The 20,231-nt window shown below is 66.8% G+C and carries 18 protein-coding genes; 6 read left to right on the top strand and 12 right to left on the bottom strand.

What is annotated here, in order from left to right; translation table 11 throughout:
- Nucleotides 1-5: 5 nt before the first annotated feature.
- The 3 genes from ISF28_RS28235 (at nt 6) to ISF28_RS28225 (ending at nt 3,705) form a co-directional block, all read left to right on the top strand.
- The gene (locus tag ISF28_RS28235) at nt 6-1,928 is read left to right on the top strand and encodes a dynamin family protein (protein WP_198120515.1); all 1,923 of its coding nucleotides are present in this window, start codon (nt 6-8) and stop codon (nt 1,926-1,928) included.
- A gap of 16 nt (nt 1,929-1,944) precedes the next feature.
- On the top strand, nt 1,945-3,054 hold the full coding sequence (gene mutY / locus ISF28_RS28230) for an A/G-specific adenine glycosylase (RefSeq protein WP_198120514.1): 1,110 nt from the start codon (nt 1,945-1,947) through the stop codon (nt 3,052-3,054).
- Nucleotides 3,055-3,336: 282 nt separating this feature from the next.
- Nucleotides 3,337-3,705 carry a VOC family protein gene (locus ISF28_RS28225; RefSeq protein WP_198120513.1) on the top strand — a complete coding sequence of 123 codons (369 nt, stop codon included), beginning with the start codon at nt 3,337-3,339 and terminating at the stop codon, nt 3,703-3,705.
- Between the two features lie 24 nt (nt 3,706-3,729).
- On the opposite strand, the gene ISF28_RS28220 is transcribed toward ISF28_RS28225, so the two are convergent.
- The 8 genes from ISF28_RS28220 to ISF28_RS28185 all read right to left on the bottom strand — a co-directional run bounded on the left by ISF28_RS28220 (nt 3,730) and on the right by ISF28_RS28185 (nt 13,632).
- On the bottom strand, nt 3,730-4,869 hold the full coding sequence (locus ISF28_RS28220) for a deoxyguanosinetriphosphate triphosphohydrolase (protein WP_198120512.1): 1,140 nt from the start codon (nt 4,867-4,869) through the stop codon (nt 3,730-3,732).
- On the bottom strand, nt 4,866-6,479 hold the full coding sequence (gene aroKB, locus ISF28_RS28215; RefSeq protein WP_229519443.1) for a bifunctional shikimate kinase/3-dehydroquinate synthase AroKB: 1,614 nt from the start codon (nt 6,477-6,479) through the stop codon (nt 4,866-4,868). The genes ISF28_RS28220 and aroKB overlap by 4 nt, the downstream gene beginning before the upstream one ends.
- 115 nt (nt 6,480-6,594) lie before the next feature.
- A complete protein-coding gene (locus ISF28_RS28210) occupies nt 6,595-8,559 on the bottom strand; it encodes an Ig-like domain-containing protein (protein ID WP_198120510.1) in 1,965 nt (654 codons plus the stop codon).
- A gap of 25 nt (nt 8,560-8,584) precedes the next feature.
- A complete protein-coding gene (locus ISF28_RS28205) occupies nt 8,585-10,735 on the bottom strand; it encodes a type IV pilus secretin PilQ (protein WP_198120509.1) in 2,151 nt (716 codons plus the stop codon).
- Nucleotides 10,732-11,271, bottom strand: a complete 540-nt coding sequence (locus tag ISF28_RS28200; protein ID WP_229519440.1) for a pilus assembly protein PilP — start codon at nt 11,269-11,271, stop codon at nt 10,732-10,734. Before ISF28_RS28200 ends, ISF28_RS28205 begins: the two co-directional genes overlap by 4 nt.
- Nucleotides 11,268-11,936 carry a type IV pilus inner membrane component PilO gene (locus tag ISF28_RS28195; RefSeq protein ID WP_198120508.1) on the bottom strand — a complete coding sequence of 223 codons (669 nt, stop codon included), beginning with the start codon at nt 11,934-11,936 and terminating at the stop codon, nt 11,268-11,270. Before ISF28_RS28195 ends, ISF28_RS28200 begins: the two co-directional genes overlap by 4 nt.
- Nucleotides 11,933-12,559 carry a PilN domain-containing protein gene (locus tag ISF28_RS28190; protein WP_198120507.1) on the bottom strand — a complete coding sequence of 209 codons (627 nt, stop codon included), beginning with the start codon at nt 12,557-12,559 and terminating at the stop codon, nt 11,933-11,935. Before ISF28_RS28190 ends, ISF28_RS28195 begins: the two co-directional genes overlap by 4 nt.
- Complete coding sequence (locus ISF28_RS28185; protein ID WP_198120506.1) at nt 12,559-13,632, bottom strand: pilus assembly protein PilM; 1,074 nt, start codon at nt 13,630-13,632, stop codon at nt 12,559-12,561. Before ISF28_RS28185 ends, ISF28_RS28190 begins: the two co-directional genes overlap by 1 nt.
- A 332-nt stretch (nt 13,633-13,964) precedes the next feature.
- On the opposite strand from ISF28_RS28185, the gene ISF28_RS28180 reads away from it, so the two are divergent.
- Nucleotides 13,965-16,316, top strand: coding sequence for a penicillin-binding protein 1A (locus tag ISF28_RS28180; RefSeq protein ID WP_198120505.1), 2,352 nt, complete (start codon nt 13,965-13,967; stop codon nt 16,314-16,316).
- On the opposite strand, the gene cyaY is transcribed toward ISF28_RS28180, so the two are convergent.
- Entirely contained in the window at nt 16,308-16,637 is a 330-nt protein-coding gene (gene cyaY, locus ISF28_RS28175) for an iron donor protein CyaY (RefSeq protein WP_198120504.1), read from the bottom strand. The genes ISF28_RS28180 and cyaY overlap by 9 nt on opposite strands.
- A 41-nt stretch (nt 16,638-16,678) precedes the next feature.
- On the opposite strand from cyaY, the gene lptM reads away from it, so the two are divergent.
- Together lptM and lysA are read left to right on the top strand one after the other, a co-directional pair.
- A complete protein-coding gene (lptM, locus tag ISF28_RS28170; protein ID WP_198120503.1) occupies nt 16,679-16,963 on the top strand; it encodes an LPS translocon maturation chaperone LptM in 285 nt (94 codons plus the stop codon).
- 10 nt (nt 16,964-16,973) lie between these two features.
- Nucleotides 16,974-18,248: a diaminopimelate decarboxylase gene (lysA, locus tag ISF28_RS28165; protein ID WP_198120502.1), complete on the top strand. Its 1,275-nt coding sequence runs from the start codon at nt 16,974-16,976 to the stop codon at nt 18,246-18,248.
- A 34-nt stretch (nt 18,249-18,282) separates the two neighbouring features.
- On the opposite strand, the gene ISF28_RS28160 is transcribed toward lysA, so the two are convergent.
- The 3 genes from ISF28_RS28160 to msrP are packed head-to-tail and all read right to left on the bottom strand — an operon-like array spanning nt 18,283 to nt 20,135.
- Nucleotides 18,283-18,465 carry a hypothetical protein gene (locus ISF28_RS28160; RefSeq protein ID WP_198120501.1) on the bottom strand — a complete coding sequence of 61 codons (183 nt, stop codon included), beginning with the start codon at nt 18,463-18,465 and terminating at the stop codon, nt 18,283-18,285.
- Between the two features lie 27 nt (nt 18,466-18,492).
- The gene (gene msrQ / locus ISF28_RS28155) at nt 18,493-19,146 is read right to left on the bottom strand and encodes a protein-methionine-sulfoxide reductase heme-binding subunit MsrQ (RefSeq protein WP_198120500.1); all 654 of its coding nucleotides are present in this window, start codon (nt 19,144-19,146) and stop codon (nt 18,493-18,495) included.
- Nucleotides 19,147-19,157: 11 nt separating this feature from the next.
- Nucleotides 19,158-20,135, bottom strand: coding sequence for a protein-methionine-sulfoxide reductase catalytic subunit MsrP (gene msrP / locus ISF28_RS28150; RefSeq protein WP_198120499.1), 978 nt, complete (start codon nt 20,133-20,135; stop codon nt 19,158-19,160).
- Nucleotides 20,136-20,231 lie beyond the last annotated feature (96 nt).

The following is a 20,231-nucleotide window of genomic DNA, read 5'->3' as shown; positions in this document are numbered from 1 at the left end:
CAAGCATGCAGGATTTACAACAATACGCGGACTGGCGCGCGCAGGTCGCCCAGGCGCTGGAACAGTATCGCGGCTGGGCCCAGGCGGCCGAGCTGCTGGATGGCGCGGCGGAACAGCGCGTCGTGCGCGCGCTCGCGCGGCTGCGCGACGACCGGCTGTCGGTCGCGTTCGTGGCCGAATTCTCGCGCGGCAAATCGGAGCTGATCAACGCCATCTTCTTCGCCGACTACGGCCAGCGCATCGTGCCGTCGAGCCCCGGCCGCACGACGATGTGCCCGACCGAGTTCGCCTGGGATCCGCAGCTGGCGCCGAGCATCCGCCTGCTGCCCATCGAGACGCGCGCCGAGCGCCTGGCGACGAGCGACTACCGCGACGTACCGGATGCCTGGACCGTGCTGCCGCTGGACCTGTCCGCGCCCGAGCGCATGCACGAGAGCTTTTTGCAGGTGAGCCTGACGCGCCGCGTCAGCCCCAGCGAGGCCGAGCGCTTCGGCCTGTACGACCCCGACGACCCCGACCTCGCCCCCACGCTGGGCAGCGACGGCCTCGTCGAGATCCCGCGCTGGCGCCACGCGCTGATCAACGTGCCGCATCCGCTGCTCAAGCAAGGCCTCGTGATCCTCGACACGCCGGGCCTGAACGCGATCGGCACGGAGCCCGAGCTGACGCTGAACCTGATCCCGAACGCGCACGCGGTCCTGTTCATCCTGGCCGCCGAGACGGGCGTCACGAAGAGCGACATCGACGTCTGGCGCACGCACATCAATGCAGGCCCGGGGCGCATCGTCGTGCTGAACAAGATCGACGCGCTGTGGGACGAACTGAGGACGCCGCAGGACAACGATGCCGCCATCGCGCGCCAGCAGCACGACGCGGCCCGCCTGCTGGGCGTGGCGGACGCGCAGGTGTTCCCGGTCTCGGCGCAGAAGGCCCTCGTCGGCAAGATCACGGGCGACCTCGGCCTGTTCGAACGAAGCCGCATGGGCGCGCTGGAATCGGCGCTGTTCCACGAACTGATCCCGGCGCGCCAGGACATCCTGCGCCGCCAGCTGCAGGGCGATCTCGCGGCGCTGGCCGGCGCCCAGGGCGCGCTGCTCGCCGCGCGCGGCCGCGACCTCGTCGAGCAGTTGCAGGAACTGCAAGGCCTGCGCGGCAAGAACCAGGGCGTGATCGCCCACATGATGCGCCGCGTCGAGATGGAAAAGAAGGAATTCGACGCGAGCCTGTTCAAGCTGCAGGGCACGCGCGCCGTGTTCACGACCCTGTCGACGGAGCTGTATTCCGCCATCGGCATGGACGTCGTGCAGGCCCACGTCGACGCCGTGCGCACCGCGATGGAAGCGGCGCGCTTTTCCACCGGCATGCGCACGCCGGTGCGCGTGTTCTTCGAGCAGGCGCGCGCCAGCCTCGCCGCGGCGGAGGCGAAGATCGCCGAGATCGCGGCCATGATGGACACGATGGTGCGCCGCTTCTCCGCCGAGCACGGGCTCGCGCTGACGCAGCCGGCCACGCTGTCGCTGGAACGCTACCGGCACGAGATCGACGCCATCGAAGCCATCTACCTGAAACAGTTCGGCACCGCGACGTTGCTCATCACGAGCCGCGGCGCGCTGCTCGAACGCTTCTTCGACTCGATCGCGGCGCGCGTCAAATTCGCGTTCCGCGAGGCGAACGGCGACGCCGAGGCGTGGCTCAAGGTCATCATGGCGCCGCTCGAGGCGCAGATCCGCCAGCACCGCGACCAGCTGCGCCACCGCCAGGCGTCGATCCAGCGCATCCTGGACGCCACCGAAAGCCTGGAACAGAAAATCGCCGCCTTCGAGGCGGCCCAACACGACCTGGAGCGCCTCAAGGCGCGGCTGGCGGAGCTCTCCGGCCTGGTGGCCGACGCGCTGCGCGCCGGGCAGCCCGAACTGCAAGCAGCCTGAGGCAGATACACCGAGCATGAAACGCAGCACCGACACCGAAATCCTCTCCGACCCCAGCTTCTCGCGCGCCGTCATCGACTGGCAGCGCGCCCACGGCCGCCACGCCCTGCCCTGGCAAAACACGCGCGACGCCTACCGCATCTGGCTCTCCGAAATCATGCTGCAGCAGACGCAGGTGACGGCGGTGCTGGGCTATTACGCGCGCTTCCTGGAACGCTTCCCGACCGTGCACGACCTCGCCGTGGCGCCGGCGGACGACGTCATGGCCCACTGGAGCGGCCTCGGTTACTACACCCGGGCGCGCAACCTGCACGCGTGCGCCAGGCGCGTCGTCGCGGACTACGGCGGCACGTTTCCGAGCGACCCCGCGCTGCTGGCCGACCTGCCCGGCATCGGCCGCTCGACGGCCGCCGCCATCGCCGCGTTTTCCAGCGGGGCGCGCGCCGCGATCCTGGACGGGAACGTGAAGCGCGTGTTCGCGCGCGTGTTCGGCATCGACGAGTACCCGGGCATCAAGCCGGTGGAAGACGCCCTGTGGCGCCGCGCCGACGCCCTGCTGCCGGACGGCGACGGCATCGAAGCGTACACGCAGGGCCTGATGGACCTGGGCGCCACACTGTGCACGCGCGGCAAACCGGACTGCGGCCGCTGTCCGCTGCAGGATCGCTGCGTGGCGTTCGCGACCGGCCGCACGTCCGTGCTGCCCGTGCCCAAGCCGAAGAAGGCGACGCCGGAGCGGCGCGCGCTGATGCTGGCCGTCGTCGACGCCGGCCAGGTGCTGCTGCGGCAGCGGCCCGACAGCGGCATCTGGGGCGGCCTGCTGTCGCTGCCGGAATACGACGGCCACGTGGCGCTGGACGACGCCGACGACGTGCCGGCGGCGCTGCTGGCCGGCGCCGCCGGCGAATTCGGCACGGTGGCCGAAGTCGAGGCGCTGCTGCCGCTCATGCACGGCTTTACCCACTACCGCCTGCACATCCAGCCGTATCGCATCGGCCTGAATCAGCGGGGCGACACGCCGCCCGGCCATGTGTGGTGGGACTTGTCGGCCATCGCCGCCGCCCCGCTGCCGGCGCCGATCAAAAAGCTGCTGGGGCAGCTCGCGAAACCGTCGCTATTCTCCTGACCAAAATTCGGGGTCAGAGCATCAATTCGGGGTCAGAGCACATTTTGCGGCAATGGTTTCTCGGCACAGGTATCGGCGATCACGAACGTGACGTGGGCCGAGGTACGGCGCTATCGAACGGCAGCCGCATCGAACATGGCTGCGGAGCCATGTTCCTAACATGTGCTCTGACCCCGAATTGTCGAGGAAATATGCTCTGACCCCGAATTGATGGCTCCTGACAGGAATTGACAGGGTGGCCGCCTACACTGGCCGCACTGTCAACCAACGAAGGAGATCATCATGCTGACCCCGAACTACACCATCCTCTACGTCGCCGATCCGCAGGCGAGCGCGCGACTGTATGCCAAGTTGCTGGACGCGCAGCACGTCGAGAGTGCCCCCGCGTTCGTCCTGTTCCCGCTCGAAAACGGGCGCATGCTGGGCCTGTGGGCGAAGTCCGATGCGGTGCCGGCCGCCGATTTCCATGGCAGCGGCAGCGAGCTCGCGCTGCGCGTCGCGGCCGATGCCGAGGTCGATGCCTTGCACGTCAAATGGCGCGAGGCCGGCGCGCGCATCCTGCAGGCGCCGGCGCGGGTCGATTTCGGTTATACGTTCACGGCCGCCGATCCGGACGGACATCGCCTGCGCGTGTTTGCCCGGACCGAATAAGCGTTAGATGAGGCTGGATAAGCGTCAGAACGTATCGAGCGAATAGATGCGCCGGTGTTCCTTGATCGCATACCGGTCCGTCATCCCGGCGATGTAGTCGGCGATCTTGCGCGCCTGTTTCATCGTGTCGCCGGACGCCGCCTGGTAATCCGGCGGCAGCAGCACGGGATCGCTCATGAAGGCGTCGAACAGTTCGTGCACGATGCGGCTGGCCTTCACGCGCATGCGGTTCACCTGGAAGTGGCGGTACAGGTTCGCGTGCAGGAAGCGCTTCAGCGCCGTCGTCTCGGCGCGCATCGCTTGCGAGAAGCGGATCAGCGGCGGCCCGGCGCGCACGTCCTCGATGCTCTGCGGCGCGGCGTCCGCCAGCAGCTCGGCCGACGTCGCGGCCAGGTCGGCCGTCATCGCCGTGATCATCAGGCGGATCGTCTCGTACAGCTCGCGCCGGCCCTGCAGTCCCGGATACTGGCGGACGACCTCGCGGTGCAGGCGCGCGAACAGGTCCACCTCTTCCATCTGCTTCATCGTCAGCAAACCGGAACGCAGGCCGTCGTCGATGTCGTGGTTGTTGTACGCGATTTCGTCGGCGAGGTTCGTCAGCTGCGCTTCCAGGCTCGGTTGCGTCCTGTCGATGAAGCGCTGGCCCAGCTCCCCCAGCTGGCGCGCGTTCGCCAGCGAGCAGTGCTTCAAGATGCCTTCGCGCGTCTCGAACGTCAGGTTCAGGCCGTCGAAGGCGCCGTAGTGCTCTTCCAGGTGGTCGACGACGCGCAGGCTTTGCAGATTGTGTTCGAAGCCGCCGTAGTCCTTCATGCAGTCGTTCAGCACGTCCTGGCCGACGTGGCCGAACGGCGTGTGCCCCAGGTCGTGCGCGAGGGCCGTCGCTTCGACGAGGTCCTCGTTCAGGCGCAGGCCGCGCGCGAGGGTGCGCGCGATCTGGGCCACTTCGATCGAATGCGTGAGGCGGGTGCGGAACAGGTCCCCTTCGTGGTTCAGGAAGACCTGGGTCTTGTATTCGAGCCGGCGGAACGCGGTCGAGTGAATGATGCGGTCGCGGTCGCGCTGGAACTCGCTGCGCGAGCCCGGCGCGGCTTCCTGGTGGCGACGCCCACGGCTCTTCGACGAGTGCGCCGCGTAAGGAGCCAGGTGGGCGTCGAAGTCGATCATTTCGTACAACTCTCCAACGTCGCCTCGAGCAGTTCGCGCGGGGCGTTCGTGATGCTCGGGCTGCCCAGCGGCTTCAGGAGGATGAACTTGATCGCGCCGCCCTCGTTCTTCTTGTCGACTTCCATCAACTCGATCCAGCGTTCCAGGCCGAGGTCCGGCGCGACGACCGGCAGCCCCGCCGCCTGCACCAGCGCGCGCACGCGCGCCACGGCCGCATCGTCGATCAGGCCCAGGCGGCGCGACAGGTCGGCCGCCATCACCATGCCGCAGCCGACCGCTTCGCCGTGCAGCCACTTGCCGTAGCCCAGGCCGGACTCGATCGCGTGGCCGAAGGTGTGGCCGAAGTTCAGCACCGCGCGCAGGCCGCCTTCGCGCTCGTCGCGCGCCACGACGTCCGCCTTGATCTCGCACGAGCGCGCGATCGCGTGCGCGAGCGCCGCATGGTCGCGCGCCATCAGCTTGGCGACGTTCGCCTCGATCCAGTCGAAGAAGCGGGCGTCGAGGATCGCGCCGTGCTTGATGACTTCCGCCAGGCCGGCCGACAGCTCGCGGTCCGGCAGGGTGTCGAGCGTGGCGGTGTCCGCGATGACGGCGCGCGGCTGGTAGAACGCGCCGATCATGTTCTTGCCCAGCGGGTGGTTGATGCCCGTCTTGCCGCCCACGGACGAATCGACTTGCGCGAGCAGCGTGGTCGGGATCTGCACGAACGGCACGCCGCGCATATAGGTCGCGGCCGCGAAGCCCGTCATGTCGCCGATCACGCCGCCGCCCAGCGCCACCAGCGTGGTCTTGCGGTCGCACTTGTTCGCCAGCAGAGCGTCGAACACCTCGTTCAGGCTCTCCCAGGTTTTATATTCCTCGCCGTCGCGCAGGATGATGGGCACGACGTCGCGGCCGGCCGCGCGCAGCGGCGCCGCGACCTTTTCCAGGTACAGCGGCGCGACGGTCGTGTTGGTGACGATGGCCACCTTGCCGCTGCCGCCGATGTGGCGGTGTAAAAGGGAAGCGTCGTCCAGCAACCCTCGTCCGATCGCGATCGGATAGCTGCGGTCGCCCAGTTCGACGTTAAGGGAAATGCATGCCTGTTCGTTCATTGTCGCCTTTGCTTTGGCCCGCTCGCGCTCGGCGTTGCCGGCCTCGAGCTGGTCCAGGATGGTCTGAACCATCGATTGTACGTTAGGTCGGCCCGTGTCGATGACGATGTCGGCGATCTCGCGGTACAGCGGTTCGCGTTGCGCGGTCAGGTCTTCCAGTTTCCTGCGCGGGTCGGCCGTCTGCAGCAGCGGGCGGTTTTTATCGTGCGCCGTGCGCTGCAGGATGCTGGCGACGCTCGCGCGCAGATAGATCACGGTGCCCCGCTGCGCCAGCAGCGCGCGGCTGGCCGCGTCCAGCACGGCGCCGCCGCCCGTGGCCAGCACGATGCCGTTCTGCGCGGTGAGTTCACGGATCACGTCCGCTTCGCGGCGGCGGAAACTGGCCTCGCCTTCGATCTCGAAGATCCACGGGATCGTGGCGCCGGTGCGCGCTTCGATCTCGTGGTCGGAATCGATGAAGGTCATGTCCAGGCGCCGCGCCAGCAGGCGGCCGATGGTGGTCTTGCCGGCTCCCATCAGGCCGACGAGGAAGATGTTGTTGTTCTTACAGTCAGACACGTGTACGCGTTCAAATAAAAACGGCCAGGTTGCCCTGGCCGTTTTGTTGCAATCGGGCATCCCCTAAGAAAACTTATGGGCAGGTGAACGACAGTTTAAACGGAATAATGGTCGTCAAGCCAGAAGGTGACGTCACCGTCACGTTGAACGAGGCCTGGGCCGGCGCGCATTGGGTCGGATTCGCGCTCGAAATGCTGAACACGTGCGTGGAACCCTGCGGGCCGCTGCCGACCGTCATACCGGTCGGGTCGTCCACGTTGCCGGTCGAATGCGGCGCGACGTTCGGCACGGTGCCGGGCATCACCGGCGCGGCCGTGCCGTTGAGCATGCTCGTGATCTCGACCTTGGAGCCGGCCGGCATCGGGTTGTTGTTCACGTCGTTCAGCTGGAGCGTGAACACCTTGGTCGCACTGCCGCTGATGGCGCCGAGATCGACGGTTTTCGTCGGGTCCAGCGGCGTCGCGCTGCCGTCCATGTACACGTTCTTGACGGCGCTGCCGCTGAAGAAGATCGCGGTCCTGGCGTACACGGTGTTGGTGCCGTCCGTCGAACTGGCGCAGACCGTGGCCAGGCCGGGACGGGTCGCGTCCGGGGCGACGGCATTGCACGGCGTGGCCGGCGAGCCGGGCGTCGCCGTGCGCGGCGCCTGGGTGCGGAACGCCACCGAGCACACGCCGTTGACGGTATTGCAGCCGCCTTTGTCGGCCGAGCCGATGGCGCCCATATTCGTCTGGAACACGACCGGGGTGCCGTCCGGGACCGGGTTGCCGAAGGCGTCGGCCAGCATCACCTGCACGTTCGTGGCGGACGGGTTGTCCAGGGTCCAGCCCTCGACGTTGAACGAGCCGGAGCTCAGCGAGAACGCGCGCTGCACGGGCAGGCCCGTCGTCACGACGATCGAGTCGGACAGGGTGGAGATGTCCGCGCCGCCGTTGGTGCCGGTGCCCGGCAGCGTGGCCTGGACGCGGAACGACGTCGGCACGGTGCCCGAATTCACGGTGGTGACGACCTGGCCGGTGGCGTCGGTGGTGTCGCTGGCCTTGTTGATCGTGATCGACGGCGCGGTCGTCGAGAAGTTCACCTGCTGGCCCGCGAGCGGATTGCCGAAGATGTCGACGACCTTGAACGTCAGCGTGGCCGTCTCGGTGCGGCCGTTGCCGCCCTGGCCCTGGATCACGATCGACTGGCTCGTGGGCGACGCGGCGACGAATTGCACGGAGGCGGCGGCCGGCGGGGCGATCGTCAGCGTGGTCGACGCCGACTTCGCGACGCCCGCGGCCGACACGGTGACGATGTCGTTGTTGCCGCAGCCCTTGTCGCGATAGACCGTCTGCACGGTACCGTTATTGGTCGGCACGGTCGCCGCGAGCGTCGCCTTGCCGGCCGTGACGCAGGCGGAACTGAAGCTGACGTTGACCTGCTGGTCCGTGTACTTGCTCGAGCCGTTCAGCACGTCGACGGACAGCAGGGTCGAGCCGTACGCCTGGATGCTGGCCGGGCTCGCGGTGAGCGTGCCGAAGGCCAGCGTGGTCGCGCCGACCGAATAGTTCGCGCTGCCGGTCGCGGTGGTGCCGGCCACGCTGGACGTGGCGGTCACGGTGCCCGCGCCGCCGGCGGACAGGCTGGCGGCGCGCATGCTGATGGTCGCGACGCCGCTGGCATCCGTGAGCGCGGTGCCGGCGGTCGGCGAGAACACGGCCAGCGTATTGTCGGTGGCGAAGGTCACGATCGCGTTCGGGACCGGCTTCTTGTTCGCATCCAGCACGGTGGCCTTGACGGTCAGCGGCGTGGCGCCGGTCAGCGCGTTGGACGAGGCGCCGGCCGCGTTCGTGAAACCCAGCGTGACGGTCGGTGCCGCGGTCGCGGTCGTGCCGGTGCCCGTGCCGCCGTTGGTGCCGGTGCCGCCGGAGCCCGAGCTGCCGGTCGTCACGCCCGGATTGCCGCCGCCGCCGCCGCACGCGGTCAGCACCATGGCCATCAGCAGGCCGGCCGCGCGCACGCCGTGGCGGCGTGCTGCTTCGTTGTTGAAGTTGTTCATGTCTTTGCTGTTGTTGATGGTTCTGTCAATGACCGTTCTGCAGGCGCTCGGCCACGATCTTCGGCGTGATGAAGACGAGCAGCTCGGTCTTGGTGTTCTGGCGCGACGTCGACTTGAACAGATTGCCCACGACGGGGATGTCGCCGATCAGCGGCACCTTGTCGTCGTTGCGGGACTCGGTCATCTGGTAGATACCGCCCAGGACCACCGTGCCGCCGTTCTCGACCATCACCTTCGTCTTCACGTGCTGGGTGTTGATGGCGAAGCCCGACGACGTCGACTCGCCCTTCGAATCCTTGGCGACGTCCACGTCGAGCACGACGTTGCCGTCCGGCGTGATCTGCGGCGTGACTTCCAGCTTGAGGTTCGCCTTCTTGAACGTGACCGACGTGGCGCCGCTGCTCGTGGCCTGCTGGTACGGCAGCTCGACGCCCTGCTCGATGATGGCCGGGACGTTGTCTTCGGTGACGACGCGCGGGCTGGAGATGATCTTGCCCTTGCCGTCCGCTTCCAGCGCCGACAGTTCCAGGTTGAGGAAGCGGTTGGCGGCCGACGAGAACAGCGAGAAGGCGATCGACGGCGCGTTGGTGCCGTTGATGCCGGCCGCCGGCAGGTTCACGAGCGTCGTGTTGGTGTAGCCGTCGCCCTTGTCCGGCGTCTGGCCGGTGACCTGGCCGACGCCCGTCAGGTTGCCGCCGACGGCCACGCGCTGGTTGCCGCTGACCTGGTAGCCGGCGTCGCCGCCGCGGAAGCCGCGCAGGTCGGCGAAACCGAGCTTGGCGCCGAGATTGCGCGAGAAGCCGTCGTTGGCTTCCACGAGGCGGGCTTCGACGAGCACCTGCTTGGTCGCGACGTCGGTCTTCTGGATCAGCTTGCGGATGTCCTCGAGCTTGGAGGCGATGTCGGTCACGAACAGCTGGTTCGTGCGCGGATCGATGATGGCGCTGCCGCGCTTGGACAGCACGCGGTTCTTGCCGCCGCCTTCGCTGCTCGCGCCGCCGTTGGCGTCCAGGCCGAACACGGAACGGAAGGCTTCGGCCTTCTGGTAGTTCAGCTGGAAGACCTCGGAGCGCAGCGGCTCCAGGTCGGAGATCTGGGCCCTCTGCTCGAGCTCCAGCTTTTCCTTGGTCAGCAGTTCTTCCTTCGGCGCGATCCACAGCACGTTGCCGTTCTTGCGCATGTCCAGGCCCTTGGCCTGCAGGACGACGTCGAGCGCCTGGTCCCACGGCACGTCCTTCAGGCGCAGCGTGAGGTTGCCGGTGACGGAATCGCTGGTGATGATGTTCAGGCCCGAGATGTCGGCGATCGCCTGCAGCGCCTGGCGCACCTCGACGTTCTGGAAGTTGAACGACAGCTTCTCGCCCCGGTAGCCCGTGCCCGCGCCGCCGGCCGGGCGGTTCGGGTCGTCCTTGACGGGCTTGACGTCGATGACGAGCTGGGTGTCGCTCTGGTAGACGCTCTGCTCCCAGTTGCCCTGGGTGTCCACGACCATGTGCGTGTTCTCGCCCTGCGGCGTCGTCGTGATGCGCGACACGGGCGTGCCGAAGTCGGTCACGTCCAGGCGGCGGCGCAAGCTGGGCGGCACGCCGGTCTTCAGGAAGTCGACCAGGATCTGCGCGCCGACCTGGCGCACGTCGACGGCGACCTGGCCGTTCGGCAGGTCGACGACGATGCGGCCTTCGCCGTTGCTGCCGCGGCGGAAATCGAGGTCGCGCAGCAGCTGGGCCGGCGCCGGCGCGGCGGCTGCCGTGTTGGCCGGCTGGCCGGCCGCGTCGACGGCGCGCGCCGGTGCGCCCGAGCCTTCGACGGTGACGATGACGTCCTTGCCGTCGATTGCGGCGGCATAGTTCAGCACGCGCTTGAGGTTCAGTACGAGGCGCGTGCGCTCGCCCGCCTGCACGACGTTCACGGCGCGCACGTCGCCGAGGTCGATGTCCTGGGCATTCTTGCCGGTGGCGTTGGCGGTGGAAGCGAAATCGAGCGCGATGCGGGCCGGGTTCGTGATCGAGAACCCGATCGGCAGCTGCTTGGGCGCTTCCTTCATGCTCACCTTGATGACGACGTTGCCGCCCTGCTGGTTGGCGCTGATCGACTCGATCGCGTTGTCCTGGGCCCAGGCGCAGGCCGAGGCCAATGCCAGCAGCACGCCGCCCGCGACGGAAAGGAATCGGGTCATTTATGGTTCTCCTTGATTTGCAGCTCCAGCTTCGTCATGCGTCCGGTCCATTCGCCGGCGGCGTCCTGCACCACTTCGCGGATGTCGACGGCGTCCTCGCCCACGTGCGTGACCACGCCGAAGTTCTGGCCGATGCGCTGGCCTGTCGTGACCTGGTACAGCGAGCGGTCGACCTGCAGCAGCGCGTAGCGCGCGCCGCCCTTTTCGATCGTGCCGACCATCTGCATGGTGTCGAGCGGGAAGGTCTCCAGCAGCTCGCGCGGCCGTTGCATGTCGGGCTGGTTCGGGTTGTCGGAGGTCGCCGCCGCGCGGGCCAGTTCGCCCAGCAGCTTGGTCGGATTGAACGGGTCGACGGCATCCTTGGCGCCATAGGCGTACGGCAGGAAATCCTTGGGTTCGGGCAGCGGCTTCACGGACGGATGGGTGTCGCGCCGCACCTGGTCCATCCAGTCCTGCACCTCGCGCACGTCGGAAGCGCCGCAGCCGGCCAGCAGCGCGGACGCCAGCGCCATGCCCATCACGATGCGCGCGCTCATTTCTTCGTCTCCTTGCCGTTCTTCTTGGCCTTGCGCGCCTTGGCCTGCGCATCCAGCTCGTCCTGGTCGAGATAGCGGAAGGTCTTGGCGACGGCGTCCAGCGACAGCATGCCGTCCTTGCCGGCCGTTATGGCCAGGTTGTTCAGGGTGACGATGCGCGGCATCTTCGCCATGTCGGCCGCGAACTCGCCGATGTCGTGGTAATGGCCGCTCACCTTGATGTCGATCGGCAGCTCGGCATAGTAATCCTTGACGACGACCTGGCCCGGCTTGAACAGCTCGAACTGCAGGCCGCGCCCGATGCCGGCCTGGTTGATGTCGGACAGCAGCGCGGCCATCTCGGCCTTGCTCGGCAACTGCTTTTCCAGGCGCTCGACGTAGCGGTTCACCTGCTGCTGCTGGGCTTCCAGCGCGTCCAGGTTGATGGCCTGCGCCATCTTGACCCTGTAGTCGTCGCGCAGCTTGAGTTCCTGCGCGGCCAACGCATCCTGTTCCTGGAACTGGTCGCTCCAGTAAAAGAAGTAGCCGAGACCGAGGACGGCGGCCATCACGCCGGCCGCGCACAGCAGGCGCGGCGCCAGCGGCCACAAGCCCGGATGGCGTCCCTGCAGGCCCTCGAACTGGCCCGCCAGGTCGGCGAAAGACTGTTTCAGATCGATGTTCATGACTTGGTGCCGCCTGCGGTTTTGCCTGCCTTTGCGGCGGACGGCTTGCCGTCGTCGTCGCTCTGGCGGGCGCGCTTGATCGAGACGAAGAGCGTGAATTCGACGACCTTGCGTCCGGTCTTGTTCTGCGCGAGCGTGGCCGCGCGGACCTCGGTCAGGTCCGGGCGTTCGAGCCACGGCGAGCCGCCGGACAGGTTGCGCAGCAGTTCCGCCACGCGCTCCTGCGACTGCGCGTAGCCGTTCAGCATCACGCGCTGGCCGTCCTGCTTGAGGCCCTTGAGGTACACGCCTTCGGGCGTCTGGCGCACCAGTTCGTCGAGCAGGTAGACGGGCTGGTTGCGGTCGCCCTGCAGGTCTTCGACGGCCTGCTGGCGCGCCTTCAGCGCCTCGATTTCGGATTTCAGGCTGGCGATCTTTCTGATCTTCTTGTCCAGTTCCGCGTTGGCGTTCTTGAGCACCTGGTTGCGTACGTTCTGGACAAGGATGCGGCTGGTGTTGTAGCCGCCCACGAGCAGCACGAGCGCGACGCCGGTCACGGCCCCCAGGGCCAGCAGCGCGGTGAACGCGGTCTGCTTCTGCTTGCGCTTCGCTTCCCGGTGCGGGAGCAGGTTAATGCGGATCATCAGCCGAACCTCCGCAAGGCGAGGCCGCAGGCGACGAGATAGCCCGGCGCGTCGAGGCGCAGCTGCTGCTCGCGCACGGCGGCCCCCATCTGCATGCCGTGGAACGGCGCCACGACGGAGGTCGCGATGCGCGTGCGGCCCGCGATGATGTCGGGCAGGCCGGCCAGCTGGGCGCTGCCGCCGCCGAGGACGATCTGGTCGATGCGCGTGTACGGCGTCGACGTGTAGAAGAACTGGATCGCGCGCGTGACTTCCAGCGCCGCGTTTTCCAGCCAGGGCGCCAGCAGGTCGGCGCGATAATTGTCCGGCAGGTCGCCCGCCTTCTTGCGCGTTTCCGCCTCTTCGAACGAGAGGCCGTAGGCGCGCACGATGTCCTGGGTCAGCTGCACGCCGCCGAACGGCTGCTCGCGTTCATAGACGGTCTCGCCGTTCTGCAGCACCGAGACATGGGTGGCGTTGGCGCCGATCTGGAACAGCGCGACGATGCGGTCCTGCGGGCCCTTGTCGCCGTCGAGCAGGCGCTGCAGCGCGGCGCGGGCGGCATACGATTCGATGTCCATCACGAGCGCCGTCAGGCCCGCCGCCTCGGCGATGGCGACGCGGTCCTCGACCTTTTCGCGGCGCGCGGCGGCCAGCATCACTTCCATGTCCTCGGGCGAATTGGCGGCCGGCCCGATCACGTCGAAGTCGAGGCTGACCTCGTCCAGCGCGAACGGGATGTACTGGCTGGCCTCGGACTCGACCTGCACTTCGAGCTGGTCTTCCGGCAGGCCGGCGGGCAGGATGATCTTCTTGGTGATGACGGCGGCGGGCGGCATGCCGAGCGCCACGTGCTTGAGGCGGGTGCCGCTCTTCTGCACGACGCGGCGCACGGCGTCCGACACCGCCTCGATGTTCTCGATATTGCCGTCGACGACGGCGCCGCGCGGCAGCGGCTCCGCCGCGTGGCGCTCCAGTCGCAATTCGCCCTTGCCGCTGTCGGACAATTCGACCAGGCGCACGCCGGACGTACTGATGTCGAGACCGGCCAGCGGCGGGCTCTTTTGTCCGAACAAGGAACCTAGACTGATCACGAGCGCACTCCCTCTCTGCTACTTTTGCATTCCAGAATGTCGAAACGCTTTTGAACGCCCGCGTGGGGAACGATTGATATTTATTGATATTTGTAGAAATACAGCGTGCATATATCAGGCACCGCCTTGAATCGTAGCAATACTGATGTGCTAGGACAAGAAATTTCTACACGGGAACATATAGTGACGAAGCAGGAAAGCGACACTTCGTTACAGTCTGATATCGATCAATATTGCAGGAGTTTTCACACCTGTTGTTCACTTGTCTAGCAGTGCCTCAGATACAAGCGTGCCTTATAATGAAATGGATCAATAAAGCGAGCCACATCCGCATGAAAGCATCCCAAACCGGGGGCAGCCCCGCGCCGCAGTCTTCTTCGCCGAAACACACTCCCAAGCGCATCCTCCTGACCGTCCTGGCCACGCTGGCGGGACTGGCCGCCTGCGGCGTGCTGGTGGTCGTGTTCGCGCTGGCGATCGCGTATCCGAACCTGCCTGCCCTCGACACCCTCACCGACTACCGGCCCAAGATGCCGCTGCGGATCTTCACGGCCGACAACGTGCTGATCGGCGAATTCGGCGAGGAGCGCCGCACCCTCGTCCACTTCAAGGACATTCCCGACGTGATGAAGAAGGCCGTGCTCGCGATCGAGGACGACCGCTTCTACGAACACGGCGGCGTGGACTACTGGGGCATCCTGCGCGCGGCCATCCACAACGCCACCGGCGGCGCGCGCCAGGGCGCGTCGACCATCACCCAGCAGGTGGCGCGCAACTTCTTCCTGTCGTCCGAGCAGACCCTCAAGCGCAAGGCCTACGAGGCCCTGCTCGCGTACAAGATCGAGAAGAACCTCACCAAGGACCAGATCCTCGAGGTCTACATGAACCAGATCTACCTGGGGCAGCGCGCGTTCGGTTTCTCGTCGGCCGCGCAGATCTACTTCGGCAAGGACCTGAAAGACATCTCGATCGCGGAAGCGGCGATGCTGGCCGGCCTGCCCAAGGCGCCGTCCGCGTACAACCCCGTCGTCAATCCCAAGCGCGCGCGCGTGCGCCAGCAGTACATCCTGCAACGCATGCACGAGCTGCACTACATCACCGACGCCCAGTACGAACAGGCGAAGAACGAGGAACTCAAGATCAAGACGGACAGCACGGCGTTCGGCGTGCATGCCGAATACGTGGCCGAGATGGCGCGCCAGCTGGTCTACGAGCAGTTCAAGGAAGACACCTATACGCGCGGCCTGAACGTGTTCACGACGATCACCAAGGCCGACCAGGACGCCGCCTACCTGGCCCTGCGCCGCGGCGTGATGGACTACGAGCGCCGCCACCCGTACCGCGGCCCGGAAAAATACATCGACATCCCGGACGCCAAGGGCGACGCCGACGAAGCCATCGAGGCGGAGCTGGCCGAGCATCCGGACTCGGACGACATCGTCGCGGCCGTCGTGCTGTCGGCATCGCCCACGCAGGTGAAGGCCGTGCTGGCCTCGGGCGAGGAGATCACGATCGCGGGATCCGGCCTGGCGTTCGCGAAAGACTGGCTGTCGCCGAAGGCGGCCGAGACCCGGCGCGTGCGCCGCGGCGCCGTCATCCGCGTCACGCAGGACGGCGGCTCGTCGTGGAACATCACGCAGCTGCCGGAAGTGGAATCGGCCTTCATCGCGGTGAACCCGGACGACGGCGCGATCCGCGCGCTGGTGGGCGGCTTCGATTTCAACCGCAGCAAGTTCAACCACGTGACGCAGGCGTGGCGCCAGCCGGGGTCCTCGTTCAAGCCGTTCATCTATTCGGCGGCGCTGGAACGCGGCTTCTCGCCCGCCACCGTCATCAACGACGCGCCGATCTCGTTCGACGCCGGCTCGACGGGCGGCCAGGCGTGGGAACCGAAGAACTACGACAACAAGTACGAAGGCCCGATGACGATGCGGCGCGGCCTGACCAAGTCGAAGAACATGATTTCGATCCGCATCCTGAACAAGATCGGCGCCCGCTACGGCCAGGAATACGCGATGCGCTTCGGCTTCGATCCCGACAAGAACCCGCCGTACCTGACGCTCGCGCTGGGCTCCGGCGCGACGACGCCGCTGCAGCTGGCCGGCGCCTACTCCGTGTTCGCCAACGGCGGCTACCGCATCAGTCCCTACATCATCTCCAAGGTGACGGACGCGGACGGCAAGGTGCTGTCGGAAGCGCGCCCGGACCGCGCCGGCATCGAAGCCAATCGCGTCATCGACGAGCGCAACGCGTGGCTGATGGACAGCATGCTCAAGGACGTGGCCCGCTACGGCACGGCCGCGAAGGCGGGGCAGATCCTGAAACGCCCGGACATCGCGGGCAAGACGGGGACGACGAACGATTCGATCGACGCCTGGTTCGCGGGCTACCAGCCGCACCTGGTGGGCATCGCGTGGATCGGCTACGACCAGCCGCGCAACCTGGGCAACCGGGAAACGGGCGGCGGCCTGGCGCTGCCGATCTGGATCGGCTTCATGCAGAAGGCGCTCAAGAACGAGCCGGTGGTCGAGCGCCCGGTGCCGCCGGGCCTCGTGCAGTACGGCGACGAATATTATTACGCCGAGAATCCGCCGGGCACGGGGGTGCAGTCGCTCGACGTGGGGCCGGTCGCGCCGGCGTCGGAGCAAAAGTCGCACGACGCCGTGCGCAACGAGTTATTTTAATTTGACGGGCGCGCCGCCCTGCTCCGTGGCGAAATCGGACAGGGCCGTGAAGAACTCCGTGTTGTCGCGCGTATTGCGCCACTCGTCGCCCACGCGCTTGTAGTGAAAACCGCCGGCGCGCGCCGCGATCCACATTTCCTGCAACGGCGCCTGGCTGTTGACGATGATCTTCGAGCCGTTGTCGACGAACTCGATCTCGAGCACGTTGCCGCTGCGCTTGCACTCCACGTCGACGATATCCTGCTCGAACAGGCGGTCGAACGCCCGTTCGATCTCGTCCAGGGTGGACTCGGCCAGGGCCAAAAATTCGGATTCGGTCATGCTACACTCCCAAGTCTGCTAATCAAACCGTGATTCTAATCGTGAAGTCCCCATTTGCGCTCCTGACAAGCCTGGCGACCCTGATGGCGCTGTCGGCCTGCGGCCAAACCGGTCCGCTCACCATGCCGAAACCGCCCGCCCGGATCCCCGCCGCGCACACCAACGCGGCCGCGACCGGCACGACCAACACCAGCGCAACGGCGACCGCGCCGGCCGTCCAGCTCTCGCCTCCGGCTCCGGCCGCCGGCGTGACGGTCCCCGCCGGCGGCTCGAACGCCAACAACACGCAAGCCCCGAACCAGCCCACGCCGGCCACCCAACAGTAAAAACGCATCCATGTCGCACTTCACCTACCAAGACGGCGTCCTGTACGCCGAAAGCGTCGCCCTGTCCACGATCGCCGCGGAACACGGCACCCCGACCTACGTCTATTCGAAAGCCCAGCTGCTGGAAAACTTCGCCGGCTACGCGCGCCCGTGCGCGGGCCGCGACGCGCTCGTCTGCTATGCGATGAAGGCGAACTCCAACCTGGCCATCCTCGACCTGCTGGCGCGCCAGGGCGCCGGCTTCGACATCGTCTCCGGCGGCGAACTGCTGCGCGTGATCGCGGCCGGCGGCGACCCGGGCAAGGTGATCTTCTCGGGCGTGGGCAAGACCGCGGCCGAGATCGCGCTGGCGCTGGAAAAAGGCATCCTGTGCTTCAACGTCGAGTCGATTCCCGAACTGCACCGCATCAACGAAGTCGCCGGCCGCATGGGCAAGCGCGCGCCCATCTCGCTGCGCGTGAACCCGAACGTCGACGCGAAGACGCATCCGTACATCGCCACCGGCCTCAAGGCCAGCAAGTTCGGCGTCGCGTTCTCGGACGCGCTCGAGACCTACCGCACCGCGGCCAAGCTGCCGCACCTGGACATCGTCGGCATCGACTGCCACATCGGCTCGCAGCTGCTGGACGACGCCCCGCTGCTGGAAGCGCTGGACAAGCTGATCGAGCTGATCGACACGCTCGATGGCGAAGGCATCCACCTGCACCACCTGGACGTGGGCGGCGGCCTGGGCATCGACTACGGCACGGGCGAGGACTCGCCGGTGCCGATCGCGCACTACGTCGAGCGCGTGTTCGCGCGCGTGGACGCCTGGCGCGCCGGGAAGCACGGCGGCCGGCCGATCAAGGTGATCTTCGAACCGGGCCGCTCGATCGTGGGCAATACGGGCGTGCTGCTGATGTCCGTCGAGTTCCTCAAGCCGGGCGAGGAAAAGAATTTCTGCGTCGTCGACGCCGCGATGAACGACATGGCGCGGCCGACCTTGTACCAGGCCTGGATGGACGTCAAGCCGGTCGTGCGGCGCGAAGGCAGCCCCGTCACCTACGACCTCGTGGGGCCCGTGTGCGAATCGGGCGACTGGCTCGCGCGCGACCGCGCCCTGGCCGTCGAGCCGGGCGACGTGCTGGCCATGATGGCGGCCGGCGCGTACGGGTTCACGATGGCCTCGAACTACAACACGCGCGGACGCGCGGCCGAGGTGCTCGTCGATGGGGACAAGGTGCACGTGATCCGTCGCCGGGAGAATCCGGCGGAACTCTTCGCGCTCGAGACCATCGTTCGTTGATCGGTATGCGAAGGTGGGCACGGGGTGCCCACCATTATTCCCGCCCCCGTGACCGGTCATCCGGCCACATCTGCGCCGCGCACGCGGCCGCCTGGTCGTTCCAACGCCCGCTCAGGTCGAGACACCGCTCCAGCTGCCCATAGCGCGGCCGCCCCATGCCGAAAACGAGCACGAGGGCGAGGACGACGACGATCACGAGCGCGAGGGGCCATTTCATGTCATGCAGTATGTATCAGGTCTCCGGTCATGTTCGCACGGATGCGGGTGCGGGACGTTTTTCGGGGCGTTTTTCGACGCGCGACCGGCCCACGCTCCACCACACGCGCAGCAGCAGGAGCACGGCGACGACGCTGCCCCAGACGATGGGCTGCTCGAAGTTGTGCTTGCCCGCCTTCATCCACCAGTAGTGCAGGATCGCCAGCGGCGCGATCACGTAAATCAGCTTGTGCAGCCGGGCCCAGTTGCGGCCCAGGCGCTTGATCATCGCGTTCGTGCTCGTCGCGGCCAGCGGAATGAGCAGCACGAAGGCGGCAAAGCCCACCGTGATGAACGGCCGCTTGAGCACGTCCTTCCACATGGCGGCCACGTCGAAGAAATGGTCGAACCACAGGAAGGTCATGAAATGCATGAAGGCGTAGAAGAACGTATACAGGCCGATCATCCGGCGCAGGCGCACCAGCCAGTTCCAGCCCGTCAGGCGGCGCAGCGGCGTGACGGCGAGCGTCGCGCACAACAAATACAAGGCCCAGTCCCCGCTGCCGTGCGTGAGGAATTCGACCGGGTCGACGGGCACGCCTTGCGCCGTCAGCCACGCCATGCGCAGGAACGGCAGCAGCGCCAGCACGAACACGCCGGCCTTCAGGGCCTTGAACTGGACAGGGGTGGGATTGAACGCCATGACCCACCCGCTCAGTAAAACTTCTTGAGGTCCATGCCCCTGTACAGCGACGCGACCTCGTTATAGCCGTTGAACATCAGCGTCTTGCGCTTCGGGGTGAACAGGCCGCCCTCGCCGATGCGCCGCTCCGACGCCTGCGACCAGCGCGGGTGGTCGACGTTCGGGTTGACGTTCGAATAGAAGCCGTATTCGTCCGGGGCGACGGTGTTCCACGCCGTGCGCGGCTGGTCGCGCACGAAGCGGATCTTGACGATGGATTTCGCCGATTTGAAGCCGTATTTCCACGGCACGACGATGCGCACGGGCGCACCGTTCTGGTTCGGCAACACCTGGCCGTACATGCCCACCGTCAGCAGGGCGAGCGGATGCATGGCCTCGTCCATGCGCAGACCTTCCACGTACGGCCACTCGAGCACGCGGCTGCGTACGCCCGGCATCTGGCTGCGGTCGGCCAGGCTCGTGAATTCGACGTATTTCGCATTGCCGGTCGGCTCGACCTGCCGGATCAGGCTGGCCAGCGGATAACCGACCCACGGGATCACCATCGACCAGCCCTCGACGCAGCGCAGCCGGTAGATCCGCTCTTCCAGCGGCGCCAGCTTGACCAGGCGGTCGACGTCGAGCGTCATCGGTTTCTTGACTTCGCCTTCGATCTGCACGGTCCACGGCCGCGTGCGCAAAGTGTGCGCATTGGCGGCCGGGTCGGCCTTGTCCGTGCCGAATTCATAGAAATTGTTGTAGTGGGTGGCATCCTCGAACGGGGTCTGCTTCTCGTTCGTCGAAAATGCCGGGTTGCGCGTGGCCGGCAGCTTCTGGACGGCGCCCTGGGCGAACGCTTCCCGGTTGGCCATTTCCCACAGCGAGGAGCCGGCCACGGCCGTCGCCGCGACCCTGGCGATGAAGGCGCGCCGGCCTTCGTAGACCTCGCGCGGCGTGATTTCGGATGGGAACGGCAAATCGATACCGTTCGGATTTTTTTTGATCAACATGGCGGCTCCGGCTAGAAATAGTGTTTCTCGCGACGTAACAACGTTACACCATGTGCCGCCCGCGGGACGTCCGGGCGGCGATTTGTTACCAAATGC

The organism is Massilia rhizosphaerae (genome assembly GCF_016093545.1).
GTDB classification, from domain to species: domain Bacteria; phylum Pseudomonadota; class Gammaproteobacteria; order Burkholderiales; family Burkholderiaceae_D; genus Telluria; species Telluria rhizosphaerae.
This window is presented reverse-complemented; position numbering and strand designations above follow the sequence as displayed.

Excerpts from the sequence above, each read along its gene's own strand:
- ISF28_RS28210 (WP_198120510.1), bottom strand. The coding sequence starts at position 8,559 with ATGAACAACTTCAACAACGAAGCAGCACGCCGCCACGGCGTGCGCGCG.
- ISF28_RS28190 (WP_198120507.1), bottom strand. The coding sequence starts at position 12,559 with ATGATCCGCATTAACCTGCTCCCGCACCGGGAAGCGAAGCGCAAGCAG.
- msrP (WP_198120499.1), bottom strand. The coding sequence starts at position 20,135 with ATGTTGATCAAAAAAAATCCGAACGGTATCGATTTGCCGTTCCCATCC.
- cyaY (WP_198120504.1), bottom strand. The coding sequence starts at position 16,637 with ATGACCGAATCCGAATTTTTGGCCCTGGCCGAGTCCACCCTGGACGAG.
- ISF28_RS28160 (WP_198120501.1), bottom strand. The coding sequence starts at position 18,465 with ATGAAATGGCCCCTCGCGCTCGTGATCGTCGTCGTCCTCGCCCTCGTG.
- ISF28_RS28205 (WP_198120509.1), bottom strand. The coding sequence starts at position 10,735 with ATGACCCGATTCCTTTCCGTCGCGGGCGGCGTGCTGCTGGCATTGGCC.
- ISF28_RS28220 (WP_198120512.1), bottom strand. The coding sequence starts at position 4,869 with ATGATCGACTTCGACGCCCACCTGGCTCCTTACGCGGCGCACTCGTCG.
- aroKB (WP_229519443.1), bottom strand. The coding sequence starts at position 6,479 with ATGGGAGCCGGCAAGACCACCATCGGCCGCCTGCTGGCGCGGCGCCTG.
- ISF28_RS28200 (WP_229519440.1), bottom strand. The coding sequence starts at position 11,271 with ATGAGCGCGCGCATCGTGATGGGCATGGCGCTGGCGTCCGCGCTGCTG.
- mutY (WP_198120514.1), top strand. The coding sequence starts at position 1,945 with ATGAAACGCAGCACCGACACCGAAATCCTCTCCGACCCCAGCTTCTCG.
- lysA (WP_198120502.1), top strand. The coding sequence starts at position 16,974 with ATGTCGCACTTCACCTACCAAGACGGCGTCCTGTACGCCGAAAGCGTC.
- ISF28_RS28180 (WP_198120505.1), top strand. The coding sequence starts at position 13,965 with ATGAAAGCATCCCAAACCGGGGGCAGCCCCGCGCCGCAGTCTTCTTCG.
- ISF28_RS28195 (WP_198120508.1), bottom strand. The coding sequence starts at position 11,936 with ATGAACATCGATCTGAAACAGTCTTTCGCCGACCTGGCGGGCCAGTTC.
- ISF28_RS28225 (WP_198120513.1), top strand. The coding sequence starts at position 3,337 with ATGCTGACCCCGAACTACACCATCCTCTACGTCGCCGATCCGCAGGCG.
- ISF28_RS28235 (WP_198120515.1), top strand. The coding sequence starts at position 6 with ATGCAGGATTTACAACAATACGCGGACTGGCGCGCGCAGGTCGCCCAG.
- msrQ (WP_198120500.1), bottom strand. The coding sequence starts at position 19,146 with ATGGCGTTCAATCCCACCCCTGTCCAGTTCAAGGCCCTGAAGGCCGGC.